Annotated in this window: 23 protein-coding genes and 1 riboswitch; of the genes, 17 read left to right on the top strand and 6 right to left on the bottom strand. The window is 71.0% G+C overall.

All coding sequences use genetic code 11. The annotated features are described in order from the left end of the window. Positions 1-19: 19 nt before the first annotated feature. From coxB to KV205_RS02495, 4 genes are all read left to right on the top strand, one after another. Positions 20-1,015 carry a cytochrome c oxidase subunit II gene (gene coxB, locus KV205_RS02510; RefSeq protein ID WP_374214600.1) on the top strand — a complete coding sequence of 332 codons (996 nt, stop codon included), beginning with the start codon at positions 20-22 and terminating at the stop codon, positions 1,013-1,015. After that, a complete protein-coding gene (gene ctaD / locus KV205_RS02505; RefSeq protein WP_265861739.1) occupies positions 1,012-2,748 on the top strand; it encodes a cytochrome c oxidase subunit I in 1,737 nt (578 codons plus the stop codon). Before coxB ends, ctaD begins: the two co-directional genes overlap by 4 nt. Next, a complete protein-coding gene (locus tag KV205_RS02500; RefSeq protein WP_265861738.1) occupies positions 2,745-3,143 on the top strand; it encodes a cytochrome c oxidase subunit 4 in 399 nt (132 codons plus the stop codon). The genes ctaD and KV205_RS02500 overlap by 4 nt, the downstream gene beginning before the upstream one ends. A 111-nt stretch (positions 3,144-3,254) precedes the next feature. Further along, positions 3,255-4,511 carry an Ig-like domain-containing protein gene (locus KV205_RS02495; protein ID WP_265861737.1) on the top strand — a complete coding sequence of 419 codons (1,257 nt, stop codon included), beginning with the start codon at positions 3,255-3,257 and terminating at the stop codon, positions 4,509-4,511. 7 nt (positions 4,512-4,518) lie between these two features. Here the strand turns inward: KV205_RS02495 and KV205_RS02490 are convergent, their stop codons facing one another. Next, the gene (locus KV205_RS02490) at positions 4,519-4,920 is read right to left on the bottom strand and encodes a hypothetical protein (protein ID WP_265861736.1); all 402 of its coding nucleotides are present in this window, start codon (positions 4,918-4,920) and stop codon (positions 4,519-4,521) included. A gap of 188 nt (positions 4,921-5,108) precedes the next feature. Here KV205_RS02490 and KV205_RS02485 point away from each other — a divergent pair, with 188 nt between their 5' ends. The 6 genes from KV205_RS02485 (at position 5,109) to KV205_RS02460 (ending at position 12,278) form a co-directional block, all read left to right on the top strand. Beyond that, complete coding sequence (locus KV205_RS02485; RefSeq protein ID WP_265861735.1) at positions 5,109-5,729, top strand: heme-copper oxidase subunit III; 621 nt, start codon at positions 5,109-5,111, stop codon at positions 5,727-5,729. 74 nt (positions 5,730-5,803) lie between these two features. Next, on the top strand, positions 5,804-6,613 hold the full coding sequence (locus tag KV205_RS02480) for a c-type cytochrome (RefSeq protein WP_265861734.1): 810 nt from the start codon (positions 5,804-5,806) through the stop codon (positions 6,611-6,613). Then, complete coding sequence (locus tag KV205_RS02475; protein ID WP_265861733.1) at positions 6,610-7,662, top strand: Rieske 2Fe-2S domain-containing protein; 1,053 nt, start codon at positions 6,610-6,612, stop codon at positions 7,660-7,662. The genes KV205_RS02480 and KV205_RS02475 overlap by 4 nt, the downstream gene beginning before the upstream one ends. After that, positions 7,659-9,281, top strand: a complete 1,623-nt coding sequence (locus tag KV205_RS02470) for a cytochrome bc complex cytochrome b subunit (RefSeq protein WP_265861731.1) — start codon at positions 7,659-7,661, stop codon at positions 9,279-9,281. The genes KV205_RS02475 and KV205_RS02470 overlap by 4 nt, the downstream gene beginning before the upstream one ends. A gap of 141 nt (positions 9,282-9,422) precedes the next feature. Next, positions 9,423-10,487 (top strand): anthranilate phosphoribosyltransferase, encoded by a 1,065-nt coding sequence (trpD, locus tag KV205_RS02465; protein ID WP_265861730.1) that lies wholly within the window; start codon positions 9,423-9,425, stop codon positions 10,485-10,487. Between the two features lie 98 nt (positions 10,488-10,585). Next, a riboswitch (SAM riboswitch) is annotated at positions 10,586-10,702 on the top strand. A 184-nt stretch (positions 10,703-10,886) separates the two neighbouring features. Beyond that, positions 10,887-12,278, top strand: a complete 1,392-nt coding sequence (locus tag KV205_RS02460; protein WP_265861729.1) for an aminotransferase class V-fold PLP-dependent enzyme — start codon at positions 10,887-10,889, stop codon at positions 12,276-12,278. 80 nt (positions 12,279-12,358) lie between these two features. Here KV205_RS02460 and KV205_RS02455 read toward each other — a convergent pair whose 3' ends face one another. Both KV205_RS02455 and KV205_RS02450 read right to left on the bottom strand, forming a co-directional pair. Then, entirely contained in the window at positions 12,359-12,640 is a 282-nt protein-coding gene (locus tag KV205_RS02455; protein ID WP_128976777.1) for an Lrp/AsnC family transcriptional regulator, read from the bottom strand. After that, positions 12,637-13,371: a rhomboid family intramembrane serine protease gene (locus tag KV205_RS02450; RefSeq protein ID WP_265861728.1), complete on the bottom strand. Its 735-nt coding sequence runs from the start codon at positions 13,369-13,371 to the stop codon at positions 12,637-12,639. The genes KV205_RS02455 and KV205_RS02450 overlap by 4 nt, the downstream gene beginning before the upstream one ends. 188 nt (positions 13,372-13,559) lie before the next feature. On the opposite strand from KV205_RS02450, the gene KV205_RS02445 reads away from it, so the two are divergent. The 5 genes from KV205_RS02445 (at position 13,560) to KV205_RS02425 (ending at position 19,004) form a co-directional block, all read left to right on the top strand. Continuing rightward, positions 13,560-13,802: a hypothetical protein gene (locus KV205_RS02445; RefSeq protein WP_128976779.1), complete on the top strand. Its 243-nt coding sequence runs from the start codon at positions 13,560-13,562 to the stop codon at positions 13,800-13,802. Positions 13,803-13,846: 44 nt separating this feature from the next. After that, positions 13,847-15,211 (top strand): NYN domain-containing protein, encoded by a 1,365-nt coding sequence (locus KV205_RS02440; RefSeq protein WP_265861725.1) that lies wholly within the window; start codon positions 13,847-13,849, stop codon positions 15,209-15,211. 256 nt (positions 15,212-15,467) lie between these two features. Next, positions 15,468-16,496, top strand: a complete 1,029-nt coding sequence (locus KV205_RS02435; protein WP_265861724.1) for an NlpC/P60 family protein — start codon at positions 15,468-15,470, stop codon at positions 16,494-16,496. A gap of 212 nt (positions 16,497-16,708) precedes the next feature. Then, positions 16,709-17,731 carry an NlpC/P60 family protein gene (locus KV205_RS02430; protein WP_265861723.1) on the top strand — a complete coding sequence of 341 codons (1,023 nt, stop codon included), beginning with the start codon at positions 16,709-16,711 and terminating at the stop codon, positions 17,729-17,731. 43 nt (positions 17,732-17,774) lie between these two features. Beyond that, positions 17,775-19,004, top strand: a complete 1,230-nt coding sequence (locus KV205_RS02425) for a hypothetical protein (protein WP_265861721.1) — start codon at positions 17,775-17,777, stop codon at positions 19,002-19,004. Here the strand turns inward: KV205_RS02425 and KV205_RS02420 are convergent. Beyond that, entirely contained in the window at positions 19,001-19,552 is a 552-nt protein-coding gene (locus KV205_RS02420) for a PadR family transcriptional regulator (RefSeq protein ID WP_265861720.1), read from the bottom strand. The genes KV205_RS02425 and KV205_RS02420 overlap by 4 nt on opposite strands. A 96-nt stretch (positions 19,553-19,648) precedes the next feature. Here KV205_RS02420 and KV205_RS02415 point away from each other — a divergent pair, with 96 nt between their 5' ends. Next, on the top strand, positions 19,649-21,019 hold the full coding sequence (locus KV205_RS02415) for an MATE family efflux transporter (protein WP_265861718.1): 1,371 nt from the start codon (positions 19,649-19,651) through the stop codon (positions 21,017-21,019). Here the strand turns inward: KV205_RS02415 and KV205_RS02410 are convergent. Beyond that, positions 20,977-22,299, bottom strand: coding sequence for a glycosyltransferase family 87 protein (locus tag KV205_RS02410; RefSeq protein WP_265861717.1), 1,323 nt, complete (start codon positions 22,297-22,299; stop codon positions 20,977-20,979). The genes KV205_RS02415 and KV205_RS02410 overlap by 43 nt on opposite strands. A gap of 88 nt (positions 22,300-22,387) precedes the next feature. Between KV205_RS02410 and KV205_RS02405 the strand changes: the two genes are divergently transcribed. Further along, a complete protein-coding gene (locus KV205_RS02405; RefSeq protein WP_265861716.1) occupies positions 22,388-23,530 on the top strand; it encodes a glycosyltransferase family 4 protein in 1,143 nt (380 codons plus the stop codon). 254 nt (positions 23,531-23,784) lie between these two features. Here the strand turns inward: KV205_RS02405 and KV205_RS02400 are convergent, their stop codons facing one another. Then, the gene (locus KV205_RS02400; protein WP_265861715.1) at positions 23,785-24,306 is read right to left on the bottom strand and encodes a hypothetical protein; all 522 of its coding nucleotides are present in this window, start codon (positions 24,304-24,306) and stop codon (positions 23,785-23,787) included. Between the last annotated feature and the right edge of the window lie 91 nt (positions 24,307-24,397).

Below are 24,397 nucleotides of genomic sequence, written 5' to 3'. Positions count from 1 at the left end.
ACTCTCGGGAAGGCGCTACGTGAGTCCCAACGGCTCCGACCTCCCCCGCAGCCGAGGCGCGGGCGGTACCCCCACGTCTCGGCGCCCGATGCGGCGGAAGCTGCCGCAGGTGCTGACTGCGGGCCTGATCCTGGCGACAGCCACCGGTTGCTCGTACAACTGGGAAGACTTCCCCCGCCTTGGCATGCCCACCCCCGTCACGGAAGAGGCTCCGCGGATCCTCTCCCTGTGGCAGGGCTCCTGGGCCGCCGCCCTCCTCACCGGCATCCTGGTGTGGGGCCTCATCCTGTGGGCCACCATCTTCCACCGGCGCAGCCGTACCAAGGTCGAGGTACCTCCGCAGACCCGGTACAACATGCCGATCGAGGCGCTGTACACGGTCACTCCGCTCATCATCGTCTCGGTGCTCTTCTACTTCACCGCGCGCGACGAGTCGAAGCTCCTCGAGCTCTCCCCGAAGCCGGCTCACACCATCAACGTGGTCGGCTACCAGTGGAGCTGGGGCTTCAACTACATCGAGAACGTCCCCGGCGTGACCGGCGACGCCCAGAAGGCCCCGAACCTCGCGGCGATTCCGGACAAGTACAAGGACGCGTTCCCGGCGAACGCGGGCGGCGTCTACGACGCCGGCATCCCCGGCACCCGGAACCCGCAGACCGGCAACCCGGGTCCGACCCTGTGGCTGCCGAAGGGCGAGCGCGTCCGGTTCGTCCTGACCTCGCGTGACGTCATCCACTCCTTCTGGGTGGTCCCCTTCCTCATGAAGCAGGACGTCATCCCGGGTCACACCAACGCCTTCGAGGTCGTCCCGACGCAGGAAGGCACCTTCCTCGGCAAGTGCGCCGAGCTCTGCGGTGTCGACCACTCCCGGATGCTCTTCAACGTCAAGGTGGTCTCTCCGGAGCGCTACCAGCAGCACCTGAAGGAGCTGGCGGAGAAGGGGCAGACCGGCTACATCCCGTCCGGCATTGAGCAGACGGACCCGGCTCGGAATGCGGAGAAGAACCAACTGTGAGCATCCTCAACGAACCCCAGGGTGCGGCCGCGGCTGAGGACTCGTACGAGAACGAGCTCCCGGTACGCCGCAAGCAGCCCGGCAACGTCGTGGTGAAGTGGCTGACCACCACCGACCACAAGACCATCGGCACGATGTACCTGGTCACCTCGTTCGTGTTCTTCATCATCGGCGGTCTGATGGCGCTCTTCATGCGCGCCGAGCTGGCCCGTCCGGGTACGCAGATCATGTCGAACGAGCAGTTCAACCAGGCGTTCACGATGCACGGCACGATCATGCTGCTGATGTTCGCGACGCCGCTGTTCGCCGGCTTCGCGAACTGGATCATGCCGCTGCAGATCGGCGCGCCCGACGTGGCGTTCCCGCGGCTGAACATGTTCGCCTACTGGCTCTACCTGTTCGGCTCGATCATCGCCGTGGGTGGCTTCCTCACCCCGCAGGGTGCGGCCGACTTCGGCTGGTTCGCCTACTCCCCGCTGTCGGACGCGGTCCGCTCGCCGGGTGTCGGCGCCGACCTGTGGATCATGGGTCTGACCATGTCCGGCTTCGGTACCATCCTCGGCTCGGTCAACTTCATCACCACGATCATCTGCATGCGCGCTCCGGGCATGACGATGTTCCGCATGCCGATCTTCACCTGGAACGTCCTGCTGACCGGTGTCCTGGTCCTGCTGGCCTTCCCGGTCCTGGCGGCCGCGCTGTTCGCCCTGGAGGCGGACCGCAAGTTCGGTGCCCATGTCTTCGACGCGGCCAACGGCGGCGCCCTGCTGTGGCAACACCTCTTCTGGTTCTTCGGACACCCAGAGGTGTACATCATCGCCTTGCCCTTCTTCGGCATCATCTCCGAGGTCATCCCGGTCTTCAGCCGCAAGCCGATGTTCGGCTACATCGGTCTGGTGGCCGCGACGATCGCGATCGCCGGTCTGTCCGTGACCGTGTGGGCGCACCACATGTACGTCACCGGCGGTGTGCTCCTCCCGTTCTTCTCCTTCATGACGTTCCTCATCGCCGTACCGACCGGCGTGAAGTTCTTCAACTGGATCGGAACGATGTGGAAGGGCTCGCTGTCCTTCGAGACCCCGATGCTGTGGGCCGTCGGCTTCCTGATCACCTTCACCTTCGGTGGTCTGACCGGCGTCATCCTGGCCTCGCCCCCGATGGACTTCCACGTCTCGGACTCGTACTTCGTCGTGGCGCACTTCCACTACGTCATCTTCGGCACCGTGGTCTTCGCGATGTTCTCCGGCTTCCACTTCTGGTGGCCGAAGTTCACCGGCAAGATGCTGGACGAGCGCCTCGGCAAGATGACCTTCTGGACGCTGTTCGTGGGCTTCCACGGCACGTTCCTGGTGCAGCACTGGCTCGGTGCCGAGGGCATGCCGCGTCGTTACGCGGACTACCTCGAGGCCGACGGCTTCACCACGCTGAACACGATCTCGACGATCTCCTCCTTCCTGCTCGGCCTGTCGATGCTTCCGTTCATGTACAACGTGTGGAAGACCGCCAAGTACGGCAAGAAGATCGAGGTCGACGACCCGTGGGGCTACGGCCGTTCGCTCGAGTGGGCGACGTCCTGCCCGCCGCCGCGGCACAACTTCCTCACCCTGCCGCGGATCCGTTCCGAATCCCCGGCGTTCGACCTGCACCACCCTGAGATCGCGGCTCTCGACCAGCTCGAGAACAAGCCTCACGAGGTGGCGGCCCTCAGCGGCGGCAAGGAGGCCGGCAAGTGAAGATCCAGGGCAAGATGTTCATCTGGCTGAGCGTCTTCGTCCTCGCCATGGCGATCGTCTATGGCGTGTGGTCGAAGGAGCCGGTCGGCACGACGGCGCTGTTCCTGGCGTTCGGTCTCTGCATCATGATCGGCTACTACCTGGCCTTCACGGCCCGGCGGGTCGACGCCATGGCGCAGGACAACAAGGAGGCCGACGTCGCGGACGAGGCCGGCGAGGTGGGCTTCTTCGCCCCCCACAGCTGGCAGCCGCTCTCGCTCGCCCTCGGCGGTGCGCTCGCCTTCCTCGCCATCGCGATGGGCTGGTGGATCCTGTACTTCTCGGCGCCGCTCATCCTGGTCGGCATCTGGGGCTGGGTCTTCGAGTTCTACCGTGGTGAGAACCAGAACCAGTAGCACCCCGTAACACCCCGAGGGGCCCGGTCACTTCGTTCCGACGAAGCGGCCGGGCCCCTCTTTTGGCACGCTCGGCGCGCCGCACGCGAGGATTGTTCTTAGCGTGAGGTCATGAACGACACGCCGCGCATTCGGACTGTTCTGAGCTGCACTCTTCTGGCCGTCACCGTCACGGCGGGCGTCACGGCGTGCGCGGGCGGCGGGGACCATCCGCTGTCGGCGAGGCCCTACGACGCGGCCGACGAGATCGCCTTCAACGCGCCCGGCGACGGGAAGAAGGCCGACCCCGAGAAGCCCCTGGAGATCACCGTCAAGGACGACGACGGGCGGATCACCGATGTCACCGCCACGGACGCGTCGGGGCACCACCTGGCGGGCGAACTCACCGCCGACGGCCAGAAGTGGCGTTCCACGGCCGCCCTGGCGGCCGGCGCCCGCTACACCGTCCAGGTGGCCACCGAGGACGAGGACGGCGCCCCGGGAGCCCGTACGTTCACGTTCGAGACGGCCCCGGCCAAACGGGCCCTCACCGTCGCGTTCGGCCCCGAGGCGGGCACGTACGGCGTCGGACAGCCCATCACCGCCGAGCTGAGCCTCCCGGTGAAGGACAAGGCGGCCCGCGCGGTGGTCGAACGGGCCCTCAAGGTCCGCTCCACCCCGGCCGTGGAGGGCGCCTGGTACTGGGTGGACGACAAGAAGCTGCACTTCCGTCCGAAGGAGTACTGGCCCACCGGCGCGACCGTCTCGGTCAGTGGCAACCTGGACGGCCTCAAGGTCGGCGACAAGCTCTACGGCGGCGCCTCCAAGCCGCTCAAGCTGACCATCGGCGACCGGATCGAGGCCGTCGCGGACGCCGGCTCCCACTACATGACGGTGCGGCGCAACGGAGAAGTGATCAACACCATTCCGGTGACCACCGGAAAGCCGGGCTTCTCCACCCGAAACGGGATCAAAGTGGTGCTCGGCAAGGAGTACTACGTCCGGATGCGGGGCACCAGCATCGGCATCGCCGAGGGCAGCTCCGACTCGTACGACCTGCCGGTCTACTACGCCACCCGGGTCACCTGGAGCGGCGAGTACGTGCACGCCGCCCCCTGGTCGGTGGGCTCCCAGGGCGTCGCCAACGTCAGCCACGGCTGTGTCGGCATGTCGACCGGCAACGCGGCCTGGTTCTACGAGAACGTGCGCCCCGGCGACATCGTCCGCGTCGTCAACAGCGAGGGCGAGATGATGGACACCTTCGGCAACGGCTTCGGCGACTGGAACCTCGCCTGGGACAAGTGGCGGGCGGGCAGCGCCCTGGTGACCGACGCCGCCAACCCCACGGCCACCGAGGACGCCAAGGCCCGCCTGCGGCCGTCCCTCTAGGGAGTGGTCACGCGTCGATCGACAGGCGCGAGCGCAGCAGGCCCGCCAGGGACGCCGCGAACTCGACCGGTTCCACCGGAAGGGTGACCGCGGCGTCCGCGCGGCTCCAGGTGGCCAGCCAGGCGTCCTGGGGGCGGCCGATGAGCAGCAGCACCGGCGGACAGCGGAAGATCTCGTCCTTGATCTGCCGGCACACGCCCATGCCGCCGGCCGGGACGGCCTCGCCGTCGAGCACGCACACGTCGATGCCGCCCGCGTCCAGGGCGTCGAGCACCGCCGGCAGCGTCGCGCACTCCACGAACTCGACCGGGGGAACGTCGGCGGCGGGCCTGCGCCCGGCCGCGAGGCGGACCTGGGCGCGGGTGTTCGCGTCGTCGCTGTAGACCAGGACCGTGGCGCTCGACTGCATCGTTCCTCCGTGAAGGTGGTCGGTCGTTGGCGCGGATGCTACTCCGGTCCACACCCCGTCAACACCCGTTCAACACCTGTTCGAAGGGTGCCGGAGGGGCCTTCCGATGGGCCGTTCGGGCAGGACACGGGCCCCGGACACTCCGAACGGCACCCCCCGGAGTGAGGGCGGGATAAGCGACCGACATAATGTCGGTCGTGGCGACAGTAACGACAGTAGAAACCGGGCACGCGCACCCGTCGGTCAATCGACCGAACCTCACCAGCGTCGGAACCATCATCTGGCTGAGTTCCGAGCTGATGTTCTTCGCGGCCCTCTTCGCGATGTACTTCACCCTGCGATCCGTGATGGGCGCCGAGTACTGGACGGAAAAGGCCGACGCCTTGAACCTTCCGTTCTCGGCGACGAACACCACGATCCTGGTGCTCTCCTCGCTGACCTGCCAGCTCGGCGTCTTCGCCGCGGAGCGGGGCGACGTGAAGAAGCTCCGGACGTGGTTCATCATCACCTTCGTGATGGGCGCGATCTTCATCGGCGGCCAGGTCTTCGAGTACACCGAGCTGGTGAAGAAGGACGGCCTCTCGCTGTCCTCCGACCCGTACGGCACGGTGTTCTACCTGACCACCGGCTTCCACGGCATGCACGTGACAGGCGGTCTCATCGCCTTCCTGCTGGTCCTCGGCCGGACGTACGCCGCCAAGAGGTTCACTCACGAGCAGGCAACCGCCGCCATCGTCGTGTCCTACTACTGGCACTTCGTCGATGTCGTCTGGATCGGCCTCTTCGCCACGATCTACTTGATCAAGTAATCGGGCTCCGCCTCCCGGCGGACGCACACATCCAGCAAGCATCGACGCAGAAGATCCTGACACCGGGGTAATCCGTGAAAAAGCTCTCCGCACGACGACGCCATCCGCTGGCGGCGGTCGTCGTCCTACTCCTCGCGCTGGCGGCAACTGGGGGGCTGTACGCCGCGTTCGCACCCGCGGGCACGGCGAAGGCCGATGAAACCGCCCAGTCCCTGGCCATCGAGGAGGGCAAGAAGCTCTACTCCGTCGGCTGTGCCAGCTGCCACGGAACCGGCGGTCAGGGCACCTCTGACGGCCCGTCCCTGGTCGGCGTGGGCTCGGCGGCGGTGGACTTCCAGGTCGGCACCGGCCGTATGCCGGCTCAGCAGCCCGGCGCCCAGGTCCCGAAGAAGAAGGTCATCTACTCGCAGGCTGAGATCGATCAGCTCGCGGCGTACGTCGCCTCCCTCGGTGCCGGTCCGGTCACGCCGAAGGAAGGCCAGTACAGCCCCGAGGGCGCCGACATCGCCAAGGGTGGCGAACTGTTCCGCTCCAACTGTGCCCAGTGCCACAACTTCACCGGTGAGGGCGGCGCGCTGACCTACGGCAAGTACGCGCCGAACCTCGAGGGCGTGGACCCGAAGCACCTCTACGAGGCCATGCAGACCGGCCCGCAGAACATGCCTTCCTTCCCCGACACGACGATGCCGGAGAAGCAGAAGAAGGACATCATCGCCTACGTCCAGGCCGTGAACAGCGACAAGGCCGACAACCCGGGCGGTCTCAAGCTCGGTGGCCTCGGCCCCGTCAGCGAGGGGCTGTTCGCGTGGGTCTTCGGACTGGGCGCACTGATCGCAGTTGCCATCTGGGTCGCGGCCCACACCGCTAAGGCCAAGAAGTCATGAGTACCCAAGAGAATCCAGAAGAGAACCTGCCGACCGAGCAGGCCACCGCGCACGGCGCGGTGAAGGTCGCCGAAGACCCGTTCGCCGACCCGGGCCTCCCGCCCCACAAGCCGCGCATCCAGGACATCGACGAGCGGGCCGCCAAGCGGTCCGAGCGCGCGATCGCCTTCATGTTCACGCTGTCGATGCTGGCCACGATCGGTTTCATCGCCTCGTACGTGATCTTCCCGGTCGACGAGATCGTGTACATCTGGCCCTTCGGCCGGGTGTCCGCGCTCAACTTCGCCCTGGGTCTGACCCTCGGTGCGGCGCTGTTCTTCATCGGCGCCGGCGCGGTCCACTGGGCCCGCACCCTGATGTCCGACGTCGAGGTGGCCGACGACCGCCACCCGATGGAGGCCACGCCCGAGGTCAAGGCGAAGGTCATGGCGGACTTCGCGGCCGGTGCCGCCGAGTCCGGCTTCGGCCGCCGCAAGCTGATCCGCAACACGCTCTTCGGCGCGCTGGCCCTGGTGCCGCTCTCCGGCGTCGTGCTGCTGCGTGACATGGGCCCGCTGCCCGAGAAGAAGCTCCGCTCCACCCTGTGGGCCAAGGGCAAGCTCCTCATCAACATGAACACCAACGAGCCGCTGCGTCCCGAGGACGTCGCCGTCGGTTCGCTGACGTTCGCGAAGCCCGAGGGCCTCGAGGAGCACGACCACGACTTCCAGACCGAGATCGCCAAGGCCGCCCTGATGATCGTCCGGATCCAGCCGGAGGACATCAAGGACAAGCGCGAGCTCGAGTGGTCGCACGACGGCATCGTCGCCTTCTCGAAGATCTGCACCCACGTCGGTTGCCCGATCTCCCTGTACGAGCAGCAGACGCACCACGTGCTGTGCCCGTGCCACCAGTCCACCTTCGACCTGTCCGACGGCGCCCGCGTCATCTTCGGCCCGGCCGGCCACGCCCTCCCGCAGCTGCGGATCGGCGTGAACGACAAGGGCTTCCTCGAAGCGCACGGCGACTTCGAAGAGCCCGTCGGTCCTGCCTTCTGGGAGCGCGGATGAGCACTGTGACGAATACGAAGAAGGCGCCCGCCGGAGAGCGGATCGCCGACTGGGCCGACGGCCGCCTGGGGATCTACACGCTGGCCAAGGCCAACATGCGGAAGATCTTCCCGGACCACTGGTCCTTCATGCTGGGCGAGGTCTGCCTCTACAGCTTCCTCATCATCATCCTGACGGGCGTCTATCTGACGATGTTCTTCCACCCGTCGATGAACGAGGTGGAGTACGCCGGCAGCTACGTCCCGCTCCAGGGACAGCTGATGTCCGAGGCGTTCAACTCGACCATGCACATCTCGTTCGAGGTGCGCGGTGGTCTGCTCATCCGGCAGATCCACCACTGGGCGGCGCTGATCTTCCTCGCCGGCATGTTCGTGCACATGATGCGCGTGTTCTTCACCGGCGCGTTCCGCAAGCCGCGTGAGATCAACTGGCTGTTCGGCTTCCTGCTGTTCTTCCTGGGCATGTTCACCGGCTTCACCGGTTACTCGCTCCCGGACGACCTGCTCTCCGGCACCGGTGTGCGCTTCATGCAGGGCGCGATCCTGTCCGTGCCGATCGTCGGCACGTACCTGTCGATGTTCCTGTTCGGCGGCGAGTTCCCCGGCGGCGACTTCGTCGCCCGGTTCTACTCGGCGCACGTGCTGCTGCTCCCGGGCATCATGCTCGGCCTGGTGGTCGCGCACCTCATCCTGGTGTTCGTCCACAAGCACACGCACTTCGAGGGCCCCGGCCGGACGAACAAGAACGTCGTCGGCATGCCGCTGCTGCCTGTGTACATGGCGAAGGCCGGAGGCTTCTTCTTCCTGGTCTTCGGTGTCATCGCGGTCATCGCGGCGATCGCCTCGATCAACCCGATCTGGGCCATCGGCCCGTACCGCCCGGACCAGGTGTCCACCGGCGCCCAGCCCGACTGGTACATGGGCTTCGCCGAGGGTCTGATCCGTGTCATGCCGGGCTGGGAGATCAACCTGTGGGGCCACACGCTGGTCCTCGGCGTGATGATCCCGCTGGCGATCTTCCCGGCGGTGCTCGCCGCGATCGCGGTCTACCCGTTCATCGAGTCCTGGATCACCGGCGACAAGCGCGAGCACCACATCGCGCAGCGCCCGCGCAACGCTCCGACGCGCACCGCCTTCGGTGTCGCCTGGATCACCGCGTACATGGTCATGCTCGTCGGTGGTGGAAACGACCTCTGGGCGACCCACTTCCACCTGTCGATCAACTCGATCACCTGGTTCGTGCGGATCTTCTTCTTCGTCGGCCCGGTCATCGCGTTCATCGCCACCAAGCGGATCTGCCTCGGCCTCCAGCGCCGGGACAAGGACAAGGTGCTGCACGGCCGCGAGTCCGGCATCATCAAGCGCCTGCCGCACGGTGAGTTCGTCGAGGTCCACACCCCGCTCAGCCAGGGCGAGCGCTACAAGCTCACCGCGCACGAGCAGTACGAGGCGGCGGAGCTGCCGCCGGCCGTCGACGAGAACGGTGTGGAGCGCAAGATCGGCCGCATGCAGAAGCTCCGGGTCAAGCTCAACCGGGGTTACTACGCCGACGACAACCAGGTCCTCAAGCCGACCGTCGAGGAGTTCAAGGAGATCGAGAGCGGCCACGGCCACCACTGATCACCACTGACCTCCTGAACGCGTAGGTCGCCACGGCGAGAGCCCCGTCCATTCGATGGACGGGGCTCTTTGCCGTCCCCGTGGATGGATAGGGTGGGATCACCGATCCGGTACGAAGCCATAAACACCTCAGGAGCTGTCATGAGCGCTGTGAACCCCGCTGGAGGCAACCATGCGGCGGGTCGCTCCTGGCCCGCCCTCCTGAACGGACTGCTCGACGGCCGGGACCTGTCCGCCGACGACACCGCCTGGGCGATGGACCTGATCATGCGCGGCGAGGCCACCGACGCGCAGATCGCCGGGTTCATGGTGGCGCTGCGCGCCAAGGGCGAGACCGTCGCCGAGATCTCCGGCCTGGTCCGCACGATGTACGAGCACGCCAATGTCATCGAGGTGCCGGGACCGGCCGTCGACATCGTCGGCACCGGCGGCGACGGGGCCAAGACGGTGAACATCTCCACGATGTCCGCCATCGTCGTGGCCGGCACCGGCGTGAAGGTCGTCAAGCACGGCAACCGGGCGGCGTCCTCCGCCTCCGGCTCCTCCGACGTCCTGGAGAAGCTCGGCATCAACCTGAACCTCACCCCGCAGCGGGTCGCCGAGGTCGCCGAGGAGGCCGGCATCACCATCTGCTTCGCGGTGAAGTTCCACCCCTCGCTGCGGCACGTCGCCGCCGCCCGCGGCCAGCTCGGCATCCGCACCACCTTCAATGTGCTCGGCCCGCTGACCAACCCGGCGAAGGTACGGGCCCAGGCCGTCGGCGTCGCCGACCCGCGGATGGCCCCGATCGTGGCCGGGGTGCTCGCCGAGCGCGGCAACTCCGCCCTGGTCTTCCGCGGCGACGACGGCCTCGACGAGCTGACCACCACGGGCACCTCCCGGGTGTGGGTGGTCAAGGACGGCGCCGTGCGCGAGGAGCGCTTCGACCCGCGCGAGGTCGGCATCACCCCGGTGCCGCTCGACGCCCTGCGCGGCGGCGACCCCTCGTACAACGCCGACGTCGCCCGGCGGCTCCTGGCCGGCGAGACCGGGCCGGTACGGGACGCGGTGCTGCTCAACTCGGCGGCGGCGCTGGTCGCGCTGGAGCCGGGCGAGGGCACCCTCGCGGAGCAGCTGCGGGCCGGCATGGACCGGGCCGCCGAGTCCGTCGACTCGGGCGCCGCGCGCCGGACCCTGGAGCGCTGGGTCACCGCCAGCAACGCCTGACGGTGTCCTGAAGGCACATGAACGGCGGATTGCGACCCCGTCCCGGATGCCGGGACGGGGTTGCGGCGTCGTGATCGTCTGACATAGGTTCTGGAACAGGTCATGAGTGACAGCTGCAAGGCCCCGGCCGGCTGTCCGGCAACCCTCCGTCCGTGGCGGGGTGCCCCGGGTGAAGACCAGGCCGTACGAGCAGAAGCCTGCGGCAAGCGCGGACCCCTGCGCCACACCCTGGGGTCCTTGGTCCTCTAGGGAGCGTTGTCTCGTGAGCAAGCGAATGCGTTAGGGCCCCTCGGCCCCTCTTTCCCCTTCACCACCCGTGTGCGGCACCCCTCTGTGCGCTGCTGCCCCGCGGGCCCTTTCACGCCTTTTCGCGCCCCTTTTATGCCGGGAGATACCGCCATGTCCGCACGCCCGAACGCCGCCGTCGCCACCGCCGCCGCCGAGTCCGCCGACCCCTGCTGCGCCGCCCCGCTGCCGGTCCTCGGCCGCGACGTCACCGTCCCGCTCGTCACCGGCGGCGAGGTCACCTACGCGGCGCTCGACTACGCCGCCAGCGCCCCGGCCCTGCAGCGCGTCTGGGACGACGTGGCCGCCTACGCCCCGTACTACGGCAGCGTCCACCGCGGCGCCGGCTACCTCTCCCAGCTCTCCACCGACCTCTTCGAGAACAGCCGCGCCACCGTCGCCGAGTTCCTCGACTGCCGCCCCGGCGACCAGGTCGTCTTCACCCGCTCCACCACCGACTCGCTCAACCTGCTCGCCGCCGTCCTCCCGGCCGACTGCCAGGTCTTCGTCTTCGAGACCGAGCACCACGCCTCGCTGCTGCCCTGGCGCGACGCCCGGGTCACCTACCTCAACGCGCCGCGCACCCCGCGGCAGGCCGTCGAGACCCTGGAGCGCGCCCTCGCCGACCGCGACCCTTACGGGCCCGCCCTGGTCTGCGTGACCGGCGCCTCCAACGTCACCGGCGAGCTGTGGCCGGTGCGCGAACTCGCCGCCGCCGCGCACGCGCACGGCGCCCGGGTCGTCCTCGACGCCGCCCAGCTCGCCCCCCACCACCCGGTCTCCGTACGGGAGTTGGACGTGGACTGGGTCGCCTTCTCCGGGCACAAGCTGTACGCCCCGTTCGGCTCCGGCGTCCTCGCCGGGCGCGCCGACTGGCTGCAGGACGCCGAGCCGTACCTCGCGGGCGGCGGCGCCTCCCGCACGGTGGCCCGCCGGGCCGACGGCGGGGTGGATGTGGAGTGGCACACCACCGCCGCCCGGCACGAGGCCGGCTCGCCCAACGTCATCGGCGTCTACTCCATCGCCTCCGCCTGCAAGGCGCTCACCGAGGCCGGCTTCGACTCCCTCGTCGCCCGCGAGAAGCACCTCATCGACACCGTCCGCGCGGGCCTCGCCGAGGTCCCCGAGGTGCGGGTGCTCTCCCTCTTCGGCGACGACGCCCCCCGGGTCGGCGTCATCTCCTTCGTCGTCGAGGGCTGGAACAGCTCCCACTTCGCCGCCGCGCTCTCCGCCGAGTACGGCATCGGCGTCCGCGACGGCCTCTTCTGCGCCCACCCGCTGGTGCGCACCCTGCTCGGCTCCGACCCGCAGGACCCGGGCGAGTGCGGCGCCCCCGAAGCGGCGCCCGGCGAGAGGTCCCTCAACGCGATCCGGGTCAGCTTCGGCGCCGGCACCCCCGACGAGCACGTCGAGCGTTTCGTCGGCGCGGTCAAGGAGCTGGTGCGCGACGGCGCCCGGTGGAACTACCGCACCGAGGACGGCCGCTGCGTGCCCGACCGCGGCTGATCGCGACCGACCGTCCACTCGAACGGGTGAAGCCGGCCTCCCGCGGGGGAGAGGCCGGCTTCACCGCTGTGCGGACGTGTCTACGACTCCAGGCCGATGGCGAAGGCCGCGTCCAGCTCGTGCTGGGAGTAGGCGCGGAAGGCGACATGCGTGTCGGTGGCCTCGACGCCCGGGATCTTGGAGATCTGGCCGGGGATGATGTCGGCCAGGTCGTCGTGGCGTCCCACCCGGACCATGGCGATCAGGTCGTAGGTGCCGGTGACGGAGAAGACCTCGCTGACGGAGTCGATCGCGGCGATCGCCTCGGCGATCTCGGGGATGCGGTCCACGCTGGTCTTGATGAGCACGATCGCGGTGATCACGGCTGGCTTTCTCCCTCGATGGCCGCGGCTGGTGGCTTCACTGTATCCCCACCCCTGTACCGCGCCCACGCGTAGAGGAAGCCCAGCGCGAAGCCGATCACGTGCGCCAGGTAGGCCACCCCGGGCCCCGCCCCCGCCGAGCGGGCCGCCAGCCACTGCAGCACGAACCAGAAGATCAGCACGATCCAGGCCGGGAAGCGCAGCGGCAGGAAGAAGAGGAAGGGGAACAGGCTGGTCACCCGCGAGCGCGGGAAGAGATAGAGGAAGGCGCCGAGCACCCCCGAGATCGCCCCCGACGCCCCGACCAGGGTCTGCGCGCTGTCGGCGTGCGCCACCGCGTAGCCGGTCAGCGCGAGCGCGCCCACCCCCAGATAGAACAGGCCGTACGCGGCCGGGCCCATGCGTTCCTCGGCCATCGCGCCGAACACGTACAGGAACAGCATGTTCCCCAGCAGATGCAGCCAGCTGCCGTGCACGAAGAGCGCGGTCAGCGGGGTGAGCAGGGCGTGCGGCTCGGCCCGGGTCAGATCGGCCGGGATCACGCCCCAGCGCTGGAAGTACGCGCTCTGCGCCGCGAGCAGCGTGTCGCCCGTGCCGTAAACCGGATTGAGCCCCGACACCGGGCTCACGGCGAACAGCAGCACGCAGCAGGCGATGATGCCGTACGTCACCGTCGGCCCGTTCCGCGCGCCGCGCCAGGCGCCGAGGGCCGCGCCCCGCCAGTCGATCATGGACAGATCATGGCGTACCGGGGCCCACCTGGACAGAGTGCCTCGCCGTGACACGGGGTACCCGGGAGGCCGTAGGGTGAGGGCCTGCCCCATGGCTGACATTCCCGCTGTTCGACGGCGCACCGCGGGCCCGTGACACCTCGCACAGAGCCTCACCCTGAGCCTCGTACGGAAAGAGGACGGCAACGATGACGACGGTTCCCCTGCCGACCGCCGAGACCCGCTGGCGCTGCACGCTCTGCGGCAATCTGACCCGCTTCGACGTGACCCGCTCGTCCAAGGTCGTCGAGTACGTCCATCTGGACCTCGCCGGAGAGCCGAAGGTCGAGGAGCGCGAGGTGGTCAGTGAGACCATCGAGTCGGTCCGCTGCCGCTGGTGCAACGCGGTGGACCAGATCGAATTGGTGGACAGGCCGGGCGCCGCTTCCTGAGGAGCGGCCCGGCGAGGGCGAGACGAGGGAGTGGGTGACGGATCGTGGAGCAGCCCGCGCACGGTGACCGGCCGGCGGGCTCGGCGGACGGCGCGGCCGAGGCGCTCGACCGGCCGCTGCCCGAGGCCGTACGCCGCAAGGTCGTCGCGCTCGTCGCCGACGCCTTCGGCGGGCTGACCGTCGCCGAGCTGCCCGCCCCGCTGCGCCAGTACGCCCGCTTCACCGCCTCCCGGCGCGCCAAGTTCGCCGGGAACGCGATGGCCGCCGCCCTGGAGAGCGATCCGCTGTTCCGGCAGCGGATCGGCGAGCGCTTCAAGGAGGCGCAGCCCGAGCTGGCCGGGGCCGTCGAGTCGGGCGCCCCGCCCGGCGCCGCCGACCCGGTCGACGTGGCCGCGGTCGCCTATGTGCTGCGCCCGGCCGGCTGGGGCAAGCTGGTCGCCGCCGCCGGCGAGGAGGCCGAGCGCGTCGACGCCGAGCGCGCCGACGAGGCCGGCCGGCGCGAGCTGGAGCGGCTGCGCGAGGAGGTCGCGGTCGCCAAGGAGCGCGCCAGGGCCGAGACCGAGCAGCTGCGCCGCGACCTGGAGGCCGCCCGCAAGGACGGCGAATCGCTTCACCGGAAGCTGCGCAGCGCGCAGAGCGACGTCAAGCGCGGCGAGGCCGCGCTGCGCCGGGTGCAGGCGGAGATGGACACCGCGCGCGCCGAGGCCGCCGCCCAGGTGTCGGCCGCCGAGAGCGAGAGCCGGCGGCTCAAGGCCCGGCTCGGCGAGGTCGAGGCCGCCCTGGAGGCGAGCCGCCGGGCCGCCCGCGAGGGGCGCTCGGTGGAGGACATGCGGCTGCGGCTGCTCCTGGACACCGTGCTCGACGCCGCCGCGGGGCTGCGCCGCGAACTCGCCCTGCCGCCGGTGTCGATGCACCCGGCGGACACCGTGGACGCGGTGGAGCCCGGCCGGATGTCGCCGAAGGACATCGCGGCCCGCGCCCTGTCCGAGACCGACCCGGCGCTCCTGGACCAGCTACTCGAACTGCCCCAGGCGCACCTGGTGGTGGACGGCTACAACGTCACCAAGACCGGCTATCCGACGATGCCGCTGGAGAAGCAGCGGCTGCGGCTGCTCGGCGGACTCTCCGCGCTCGCGGCCCGCTCGGGCGCCGAGGTCACCTGTGTCTTCGACGGGGCCGAGCTGGCGGCGCCGGTGCTGCTCGCCCCGCCGCGCGGGGTGCGGGTGCTGTTCTCCAAGCCCGGTGTCACGGCGGACGAGTTGATCCGTCAGCTGGTGCGCGCGGAGCCGCCGGGCCGTCCGGTGGTCGTGGTGTCCACCGACCGCGAGGTGGCCGACGGGGTCGCCAAGTCCGGTGCGCGGCCGGTCGCGTCCGCCTTGTTGCTGAAGCGGCTTTCGCGTCTGTCGTGACCTCTCGTCACACAGATCCGGCATGTCCTATTTGTGTTCCACGCAGGGTCAAGTGACTGTTGCTGCCCGTGTGATGTCGGTAAATAACTTGTCGCGGCGGCGAGATTTTGGCCGTTGGGATTTGAACTGATCACAAGATGGTCACTAGGGTCGGGGCTCGAACCTTCGCACGGTTGATCATCCATCCGGGGTGTCAGCGATGGTCCCGCCTGCCGCCGAACGGCCGGGCGGCTCGAGGAAGAAGGAGATCGCCCCCGTGGCGTCCCACCGTCGTCCCAAGCAGCCGAGCCGCACCCGTGTGACCGTGCTCACCGCGACCGCCGCCGCGGCCGTCGCCCTCTCCGCCCAGGCCGGAGCCCAGGCGGCTCCCAAGCCGAAGATCGACGAGGTCAAGACCAAGGTCGACCAGCTCAACCACGAGGCCGAAGAGGCCACGGAGCAGGCCAACCTCGCCGACGAGCGCCGCGGGAAGCTGCAGAAGGAGATCAGCGCCCTCCAGGACAAGGTGGCGCGCGGCCAGCAGGAGCTCAACACCCTGCGCGGGCAGATCGGTTCGGTCGCCACCGCGCAGTACCGCTCCGGCGGCATCGACCCGGCGCTGCAGCTCTTCCTCTCCTCGGACCCGGACACCTACCTCGACAAGGCGTCCGCGATAGACCAGCTCGGCGCCAAGCAGGCCGACGTGCTGCAGTCGATCCAGGCCAAGCAGCGCACCCTCGCCCAGCAGCGTGCCGAGGCGACGACGAAGCTCGCCGACCTCGAGGACGTCCGCAAGACCCTCGGCGAGAAGAAGAAGAAGTCCCAGGAGAAGCTGGCCGAGGCCCGCAAGCTCCTCAACACGCTGACCGCCGCCGAGCGCGCCAAGATCCAGCAGGACGAGCAGCGCGCCAGCCGCGCCGCCGGCGACCGCGTCAACCTCGGCAACGAGGTGCCGGCCTCGCAGCGCGGTGCCGCCGCGCTCAACGCCGCCGCCACCCAGCTCGGCAAGCCGTACGTCTCCGGCGCCGAGGGCCCCAACTCGTACGACTGCTCCGGCCTTACGCAGTGGGCCTACCGCCAGGCCGGCGTCACCCTCACCCGCACCACCTACACCCAGCAGAACGACGGCGTGAAGATCGGCCGCAGCCAGCTCAAGCCGGGCGACCTGGTCTTCTTCAACAGCCTTTCGCACGTGGGTCTCTACGCGGGCAACAACACCATCCTGCACGCCCCGAAGCCGGGCGCCGTGGTCCGCTACGAGTCGATGGACTACATGGGCACCTTCCAGTTCGGCGTCCGCGTCTGACCCCTGCGGGACCCTGAGCGACGGACGCGACGCGCCCCGCCCGCCCTCCGAACGGGTGGTTTGTCGGATCCTGGACTGACGTGACGCCCCGCCGATGACCTTGCGGTCTCCGGCGGGGCGTCACTTTGCGTACCCGGCACCTTCGTTGGACGCGGATCGATCTGCGGCTACTGTCGGCCCGCCAGTCCGACCAGCCGAACGGAGCGCGATCCGTGGCGTCCCACCGACGACCCGCCAGGGTCACCGTCCTCACCGCAGCCGCGGCCACCGCGGCCACGGCACTCGGCGCCGTCCCCGCGCACGCCGACCCGGGCGGCGCCACCCCCGACACCGCCCGGGCCACCCGCGCCACCGTCGACCGGCTCTTCGAGGAGGCCGAGCGGGCCACCGAGGGCTACAACCGGGCCGACGAGCGGGCCGACCGGCTGCGCAGGACGGTCTCCCAGGCCCAGGACGGCCTGGCCCGCGCCCAGGACCGGATCAACCGGATGCGCGGCGCGCTCGGTTCGGTGGCCGGCGCGCAGTACCGCTCCGGCGGCATCGACCCCGCCCTCGCGCTGCTGCTCTCCTCCGACCCGGACAGCTACCTGGAGCGGGCCTCCGCCCTCGACCGGGTCACCGCCCGGCAGAGCGCCGCCCTCGGCGAACTCCGGCGCGAACTGCGCCGGCTCGGCCAGCAGCGCACCGAGGCGAGCCGGGCGCTCACCGAACTCGACCGCAGCCGCCGCGAGGTGGCCCGCCACAAGCGCACCGTCGAGCACAAGCTCGCCGAGGCCCGCCGGGTGCTCGCCGCGCTCTCCGCCGACGAGCGGGCGGGCTTCGAGCGGGCCTCCCGCTCCGGCCGCGACGCCTTCGACGAGGAGCTGCCGCCGCTCGCCGACCTCGGCCCCTCGCGGGCCGCCGCCGCGGTGCTCGCCGCGCGCAGCGCCATCGGCCGCCCCTACGTGTGGGGCGCGACCGGCCCGAGCGCCTTCGACTGCTCGGGCCTGATGGTCTGGTCGTACCGCAAGGCCGGCATCGCCCTGCCCCGCACCTCGCAGGCCCAGCGCAACGCCGGCCGCCGCATCCCGCTCTCCCAGGCGCAGCCCGGCGACCTCGTCACGTACCGCAGCGACGCCAGCCATGTCGCCATCTACGCCGGCAACGGCCAGGTCATCCACGCGCCGTATCCGGGCGCCCGGGTCCGCTACGACCCGGTGAACATGATGTCGAACGTGACGGTCACCCGGGTCTGAGCGGTTTCCAGCCGGTTTTCGGCGCGCCCCGTACGATCGTGGGATGGCAGGTCAGGGCGGGCGCGGGCGGCGCGGGGCGGTGGCGGGGCCGGTCGCCGCGCTGGTCGCCGGGCTGCTCGTCCTCGGCGGGTGCGCCGATCCCGGGGCGGGGGCGCCGGGGCGGGCCGAGGTGCAGGGGCTGCTCGACCGGCACGCCGCCGCGCTGCTCGGCCGGGACGAGGCCGGGTATCTCGCGGACCTGGACCCCGCCCTCGTACCCGCCGCGCGCACCGAGTTCGAACGGCTCGCGGGGATCCCGCTCGGCGGCCTCGCCTACCGGGTCACCGACGTCGACCCGGCCGGCACCGGGCGGGCCACCGCCAGGGCCGAGTTCGGCTACCGGATCAAGGGGTACGACTCCGGGCCCGCCACCACCGAACGCGTCCTCGACCTCGCCGAGAAGGACGGACGCTGGTACGTCACGGGCGACCGCCCCGCCGACGGCGCCCCGCAGCAGCTGTGGCAGCAGGGCGAGGTCACGACCGTGACCGGGCACCGCAGCCTGGTCCTCGGCGTCGGCCAGAGCCGGCAGCGGCTGCGCGAGATCGCCGACGCCGCCGACCGCGCGGTGCCCGCCGTCACGGACGCCTGGCCCTCGCCGTGGGCCGGCCGCGTCGTGGTCCTGGTCCCGGCCTCGGTGGACGCGATGGGCCGGCTGCTCGGCGCGCCCGCCGCCTCGTACCGGGGGATCGCCGCCGTCACCACCGGCCAGATCGGCGGCGGCCCGAAGGCGCCCGCGGACCGGGTGATCGTCAACCCGGAGGCGTACGGCGTGCTCGGCGACTTCGGGCGCGGCTTCGTGCTCACCCACGAGAGCACCCATGTCGCCACCCGCGCCCACACCACCGCGGCCACCCCGGTCTGGCTCTCCGAGGGCTTCGCCGACTGGGTCGCCTACCGCGGCACCGGCCGCACCCCCGCCCAGGCCGCCCCCGAACTCGCCCGCGCGGTACGCGCCGGGGACACCCCGGCCGCGCTGCCGGACGACAAGGAGTTCGCCTTCGGCGGCGACGGCGAGGCGATGGCCCGCGCCTACGAGAGCGGCTGGCTGGCCTGCGCGATGGTCGCCGACCGCTGGGGCGAGCCGAAGCTGACCGACTTCTACCGGGCCGTGGGCACCCATCCGCAGCGCGAGGGCGCGGTGGAGAAGGCCCTGAAGGACGTCCTGGACACCACGCCGGAGCAGTTCACCGCGGACTGGCGGGCGTATCTGGCGGACCGGCTGCTCGGCTAGGCAGTGTCCGAGGCGCCCGCTGCCTCGAGGTCCAGCTCGGCCAGGGTCTCGGCGAGCCAGGCCTTCTCCTCCGTGCCGGTGGCCCGGGCGATCCGGAGCATGCCCCGGCGGAACGGGTCCGGCTCCTGCTCCGCGCGGACCGGGGCGCCCTCCTCGTAGAAGAAGCTGGCCGGGGCGAGCAGGAAGGCCTGGCGGCGGCGGAGTACGGCGGCCTGGTCGGCCGGGTCGGGGAGCAGGCCCAGGAAGGCGAGCAGGGTGAACCAGCGCTGGCCGTCGGTGATCTCGACGTCCTTCGGCGAGCGCAGCCGGGAGAGCAGCTCGGCGCGGCCGGCCGGGGTCAGCGAGAGGGTGCGGCGCGGGGCGGCGGCCGAGCCCGGCTCCGTACGGCTGTCGACGAGGCCGTTCTTCACCAGGCGGGTGATGGCCGGGTAGAGCGCGCCGTCGCTGACCGGCCGGACGTGGCCGCTCAGGCCCTGGATGCGTTCCTTCAGCTCGTAGCCGTGCAGCGGCCGCTCGTACAGGAAGCCCAGGATCGTCAGCTCCAGCACCGGCGGACTCCTTCGCGCTTGTCGGGTACCCGGCGTCATGCTATCTCTTTTCGAGATACCTCGATCCGAGGTACCTCGAAAAGAGGGGGACCGTCCATGACCGCCGTGAAGGAATCCGCGAGGGAACACCGCCGCACGCTCGTCCGGCTCGCCGGGCCCGTCTATCTCGAACTCCTCGCCGGAGTCGCCGCCGGGATCATCAACATGGTCTGGGTCGCCCGGCTCGGCGGGGACGCCGTCGCCGCCGTCGCCGTGGCCACCAACGTCGAGAACCTGCTCCTCGGCGTCGTCCTCATGGCCGCCTCCGGCACCACCGTGCTCGTCGCCCGGGCCAGGGGCGCCGACGACCCGGGCGCCCTGCGCTCCGCCGTACGCGGCGGCGCCGCCCTCGGCGCCCTGCTCGTCCCGCCCGTCGCCCTCGGCGGCTTCCTGCTGCGCGACCCGATCGCCGCGCTCCTGCTCGGCGGCTCGGGCCACCCCGCGCACGGCCTCGCGACCGCCTACTTCGCGATCTCGCTCCCGGGCACCGCCGTCTTCTTCGCCACGACGGTCCTGGACGGCGTCCTCAAGGGCACCGGCGACACCCGCACCCCCATGCGGCTCGCCTTCCTGGCCAACGGGCTGATCCTGGTCCTCGACCCGTTCCTGGTCCACGCGTACGGGGTGCGGGGCGCCGCCGTCTCCACCGTCATCGGCCGCACGGTCGCCCTCGCCGCCGGACTGCTCGCGCTGCGCCGCAACGCGCATCTGAAGGCCGCCCGCGCGGCCCGTCCGGCCGTGGGCGCCTCCAGGGCCGTGCGCCGCACCGCCGCCCTCGGCCTGCCCATGTCCGTCGACTTCGTCGTCCGCATGGCCGGCGCGCTCGCCCTCGTCTCCGTCGTCGCCCGCCTCGGCGTCACCCAGATCGCCGCCTACGGCATCGCCACCAAGGCGATGTACGTCGCCACCATGGCCTTCTACGCCGTCAAGCAGGCCGCTTCCATCCACACCGCGCACCTGCTCGGCGGCGGCAGCGACGAGCGCGGGGCCGTCGGCCGGCAGGCCCTCGTCCTCGGCGGGCTGACCGGGGCCGGCGCGGCCGTCCTGCTGCTGCTCGCCGCGGGACCGGTGATGCGCGGCTTCGGCGCCGAGCCCGCCGTCGCGGCGGCCGGCGCCCTGTTCCTGCGCGGCATCGGCCCGTATCTGCTGCTCATGGCCGGGTTCATCGCCCTCGCCGGGGTCTTCGAGGGCAGCGGCGACTCACCGAAGCTGGCCAGGATCACCGTCGTCGGCGTGCTGCTCCAGCTCCCGCTGGCGTACGCGCTCTCGGCCGCCCTCGGCCTCGCCGGGATCTGCCTCGCCATGGCCCTGGCGATGGCGGCCCAGTGCGCCGCTCTCGGTCTGCTGCGCCGCCGGACCGCGCGGGCCGCCGCCCGGGCCCGGGCTCAGGAGGAGACCGAGACCCGGTCCTTCTCCCTGTCGTCCTGAGCGTCCTGAGCGCCCGTCTGCGCCGGCAGCCGGACCGGGGCCGCGGCCGCCTCCAGGCGCGGCTCCGTGACCGTCTGCCGCCACAGGATCCGGCAGGCCGAGACCGTGGCCGCGACCAGCAGGGCGTTGCGGATCAGAAGCAGCCCGACGCCCAGCGGATCGCTGTCGCCGACGTGCGAGAACCACACCGGGAACTCGAACTGCGTCACCGCCGTCGCCCACAGCACCAGATGGGCCGGCTTGCGCATCCGGGTCGACCGGTAGGCCAGACACACCGCCGCCAGACCCACCAGCCAGATCATGTACTGGGGGCTGATCACCCGGCTCGTCGTGGTGAACAGCAGCAGCGCCACGAAGGCCGCGTCCGCCGTCGTCGAGGTGGTGCGCCGGCGGGCCCTGAACCACCACACGAGCAGCCAGCCGAAGGAGGCCACCGTCAGCAGCATCGCCAGGGTGGACACCGTCTTCACGCCCGGGCCGAGGAACTCGATCGAGCCGTAGTTCATCCGCGCCTCGCCCGGCCAGCCGAGGTGCCGGGCCACATGGAAGGGCAGCGCGCCCAGCGACTCGATCTCCGTGCCCCGGTCCCGCTGGAAGCCCAGGAAGGCCAGCGCGCCCGGCGCCGCGAGCCCGCAGGCGAGCAGCACCCCCGCCCCGGTGCCCGCCGCCGAGGCGACCGAGCGGAACGCGGCCCGGCCGCGCGCGGCGCCCGCGAGCAGGAGTATCGGCCACACCTTCAGCGTCGCGCCGAACCCGGCGAGCGCGCCGAGCACCGCCGGGCTGCGCACCGCCGCGAGCAGCCCGGCCACCGCGACCGCGGTCACCATCAGGTCGTAACGCGAGTACGCGGTCGGGCCGAGCAGCGGCACCCCGGCCAGCCACAGCCACGCCCCCCGCATCGACCGGCCGGGCCGCCGCCCCGCGTACGTGAGCAGCCCGAAGACCAGCGCGTCGCAGCACAGCGCGAGCACGAAGAAGGCGGCGGAGTAGCCGAGGAAGGGCAGCAGGGCGGGGGAGAGGATCGCGAGCGCGGCGGCCGGCGGGTACTGCCAGGTGACGTCGTCCAGCGGGTACGTGCCGGTGCGCAGCACCTCGTACCAGCCCTGGTAGATCTCCTCGACGTCGCTCGTGACGTCGGGACCGGGGATCACCACGACCTTGAAGACGGTCAGCAGGATCAGCACCCGGGTGAAGGCCCACAGTCCGAGCGCCTGCGTGAGCCGTCCGGCGCGGGCGCCCGCGAGGCCGTCGCGTATCACCGTGCCCACTGCGCCCGTCATACCTGTCCTGTTCCTGTCCTGTCGGTCCGCCGCGGGCGGAGGGTGGTGGTGCCGGGCTCGGTGGGCGATCGCGGTACTGTCGGCCACGATGCACAAGACCCTGATCGTAACGAACGACTTTCCGCCCCGTCCGGGCGGAATCCAGGCCTTCCTGCACAACATGGCGCTGCGGCTGGATCCCGACCGGCTCGTGGTCTACGCCTCCACGTGGAAGCGCAGCCGCGAAGGGATCGAGGCGACCGCCGCGTTCGACGCGGAACAGCCTTTCACGGTCGTCCGCGATCGCACCACCATGCTGCTGCCGACTCCTCGGGTGACCGCGCGTGCGACGGCCCTGCTGAAGGAACACGGCTGCGAGTCCGTGTGGTTCGGCGCCGCCGCGCCGCTCGGCCTGATGGGCCCGGCGCTGCGGCGGGCGGGCGCGCGGCGGCTGGTCGCCACGACGCACGGGCACGAGGCCGGCTGGGCGCAGCTGCCCGCGGCCCGGCAGTTGCTGCGGCGGATCGGCGAGGGCACGGACACGCTCACGTACCTCGGCGAGTACACCCGCTCGCGGATCGCCTCGGCGCTCACGCCGGCCGCGGCGGCGCGGATGACGCAGCTGCCGCCGGGCGTCGACGAGAAGACCTTCCACCCCGACTCGGGCGGCGCCGAGGTCCGCGAACGGCTCGGTCTGAGCGACCGCCCGGTCGTCGTGTGCGTCTCGCGCCTCGTCCCGCGCAAGGGCCAGGACACCCTGATCCTCGCGATGCCGGAGATCCTGCGCCGGGTGCCGGACGCGGTCCTGCTGATCGTCGGCGGCGGCCCGTACGAGAAGGAGCTGCACGCCCTCGCGGCCCGTACCGGCGTCTCCGCCTCCGTGCGCTTCACCGGCGCCGTCCCGTGGTCCGAGCTCCCCGCCCACTACGGCGCGGGCGACGTCTTCGCCATGCCCTGCCGCACCCGCCGCGGCGGCCTCGACGTCGAGGGCCTCGGCATCGTCTACCTGGAGGCCTCCGCGACCGGCCTCCCGGTCGTCGCCGGCGACTCGGGCGGCGCCCCCGACGCCGTCCTCGACGGCGAGACCGGCTGGGTGGTCCGCGGCGGCGTCCCCGAGGAGACCGCCGACCGCGTCGCCACCCTGCTCCTCGACCCGGAGCTGCGCGCCCGCATGGGCGAGCGCGGCCGGCAGTGGGTCGAGGAGAAGTGGCGCTGGGACCTGCTGGCGGAGCGGCTCAAGGAGCTGCTGTAGCAGCTGCCCCGAGGCCGGGCCGGCCCTGGGGCCTGTCCGGCGGATCATGGCCGGGTCCGCGACTCCCCCAGAGCTTCGCCTGGGTGGTGCCCCCAGCACGGCACGCCCCCTGGGCCCTGCGGGCCCGGTGGGGGTACCACCGGCGAAGCCAGGGGGCGGACCCCCACGCCGCTTCCCCCAGGCCCTGGCGGGCCTGGGGAGACCCCATGCACCAGACGCCGCGGCCTGTCCGACCCTGATCCGCCGGACAGGCCCTAGGCCGGCAGGTAGTCCGTCAGGGCGCAGCCGTCGACGAGGAGCTTCTCGTTGCGGTAGCCGTCCGGGACCTTGAAGGCCTTGTCGCAGGTGAAGAGCAGGACGTCGGACTTCAGCAGGGCGCGGGCGGTCGCTTCGTCGGCCGCCGCGAGGGCGAAGTTCTGGCCGAGCAGGACCTGGACGCCCTTGCCGCTCGCCGCCGCGGTCTTGTTGGCCTCCTGGAACTTCTCCATGTCGGAGACGGACAGCAGGGTGACGGTGTCCTTGCTGTCGTTGCCGCACACCGCGCGCTCCTTGACCGCCCAGGCCGGGTCCGCCGCCTGTTCGGACAGCGGGCCGTCGGCGGTGCGGCGCAGGTCGCTGCACATGGTGTGGGCGGAGACCAGTTTCTCGATGGCCGCCAGATCGCCGGCCGCGGGCAGCCCGGCGTCCTCGCCCCAGCTGTCACCGGCACATCCGGTGACGGCGACGAGGGACGCGAGGGCCGCGCCCAGGACGGCGGCGGTGCGCTTGAGCCGCATGGCTTCCCTTTCACTTCGGTGTGTACGGAATTGGGCGTTCCGCCCCTGACGCGCGCGAACGCCCCCGGCGGACCCGTGAACCGGGCCCGTC

This window comes from Streptomyces sp. SKN60 (genome assembly GCF_026236535.1).
Lineage (GTDB): Bacteria > Actinomycetota > Actinomycetes > Streptomycetales > Streptomycetaceae > Streptomyces.
This window is presented reverse-complemented; position numbering and strand designations above follow the sequence as displayed.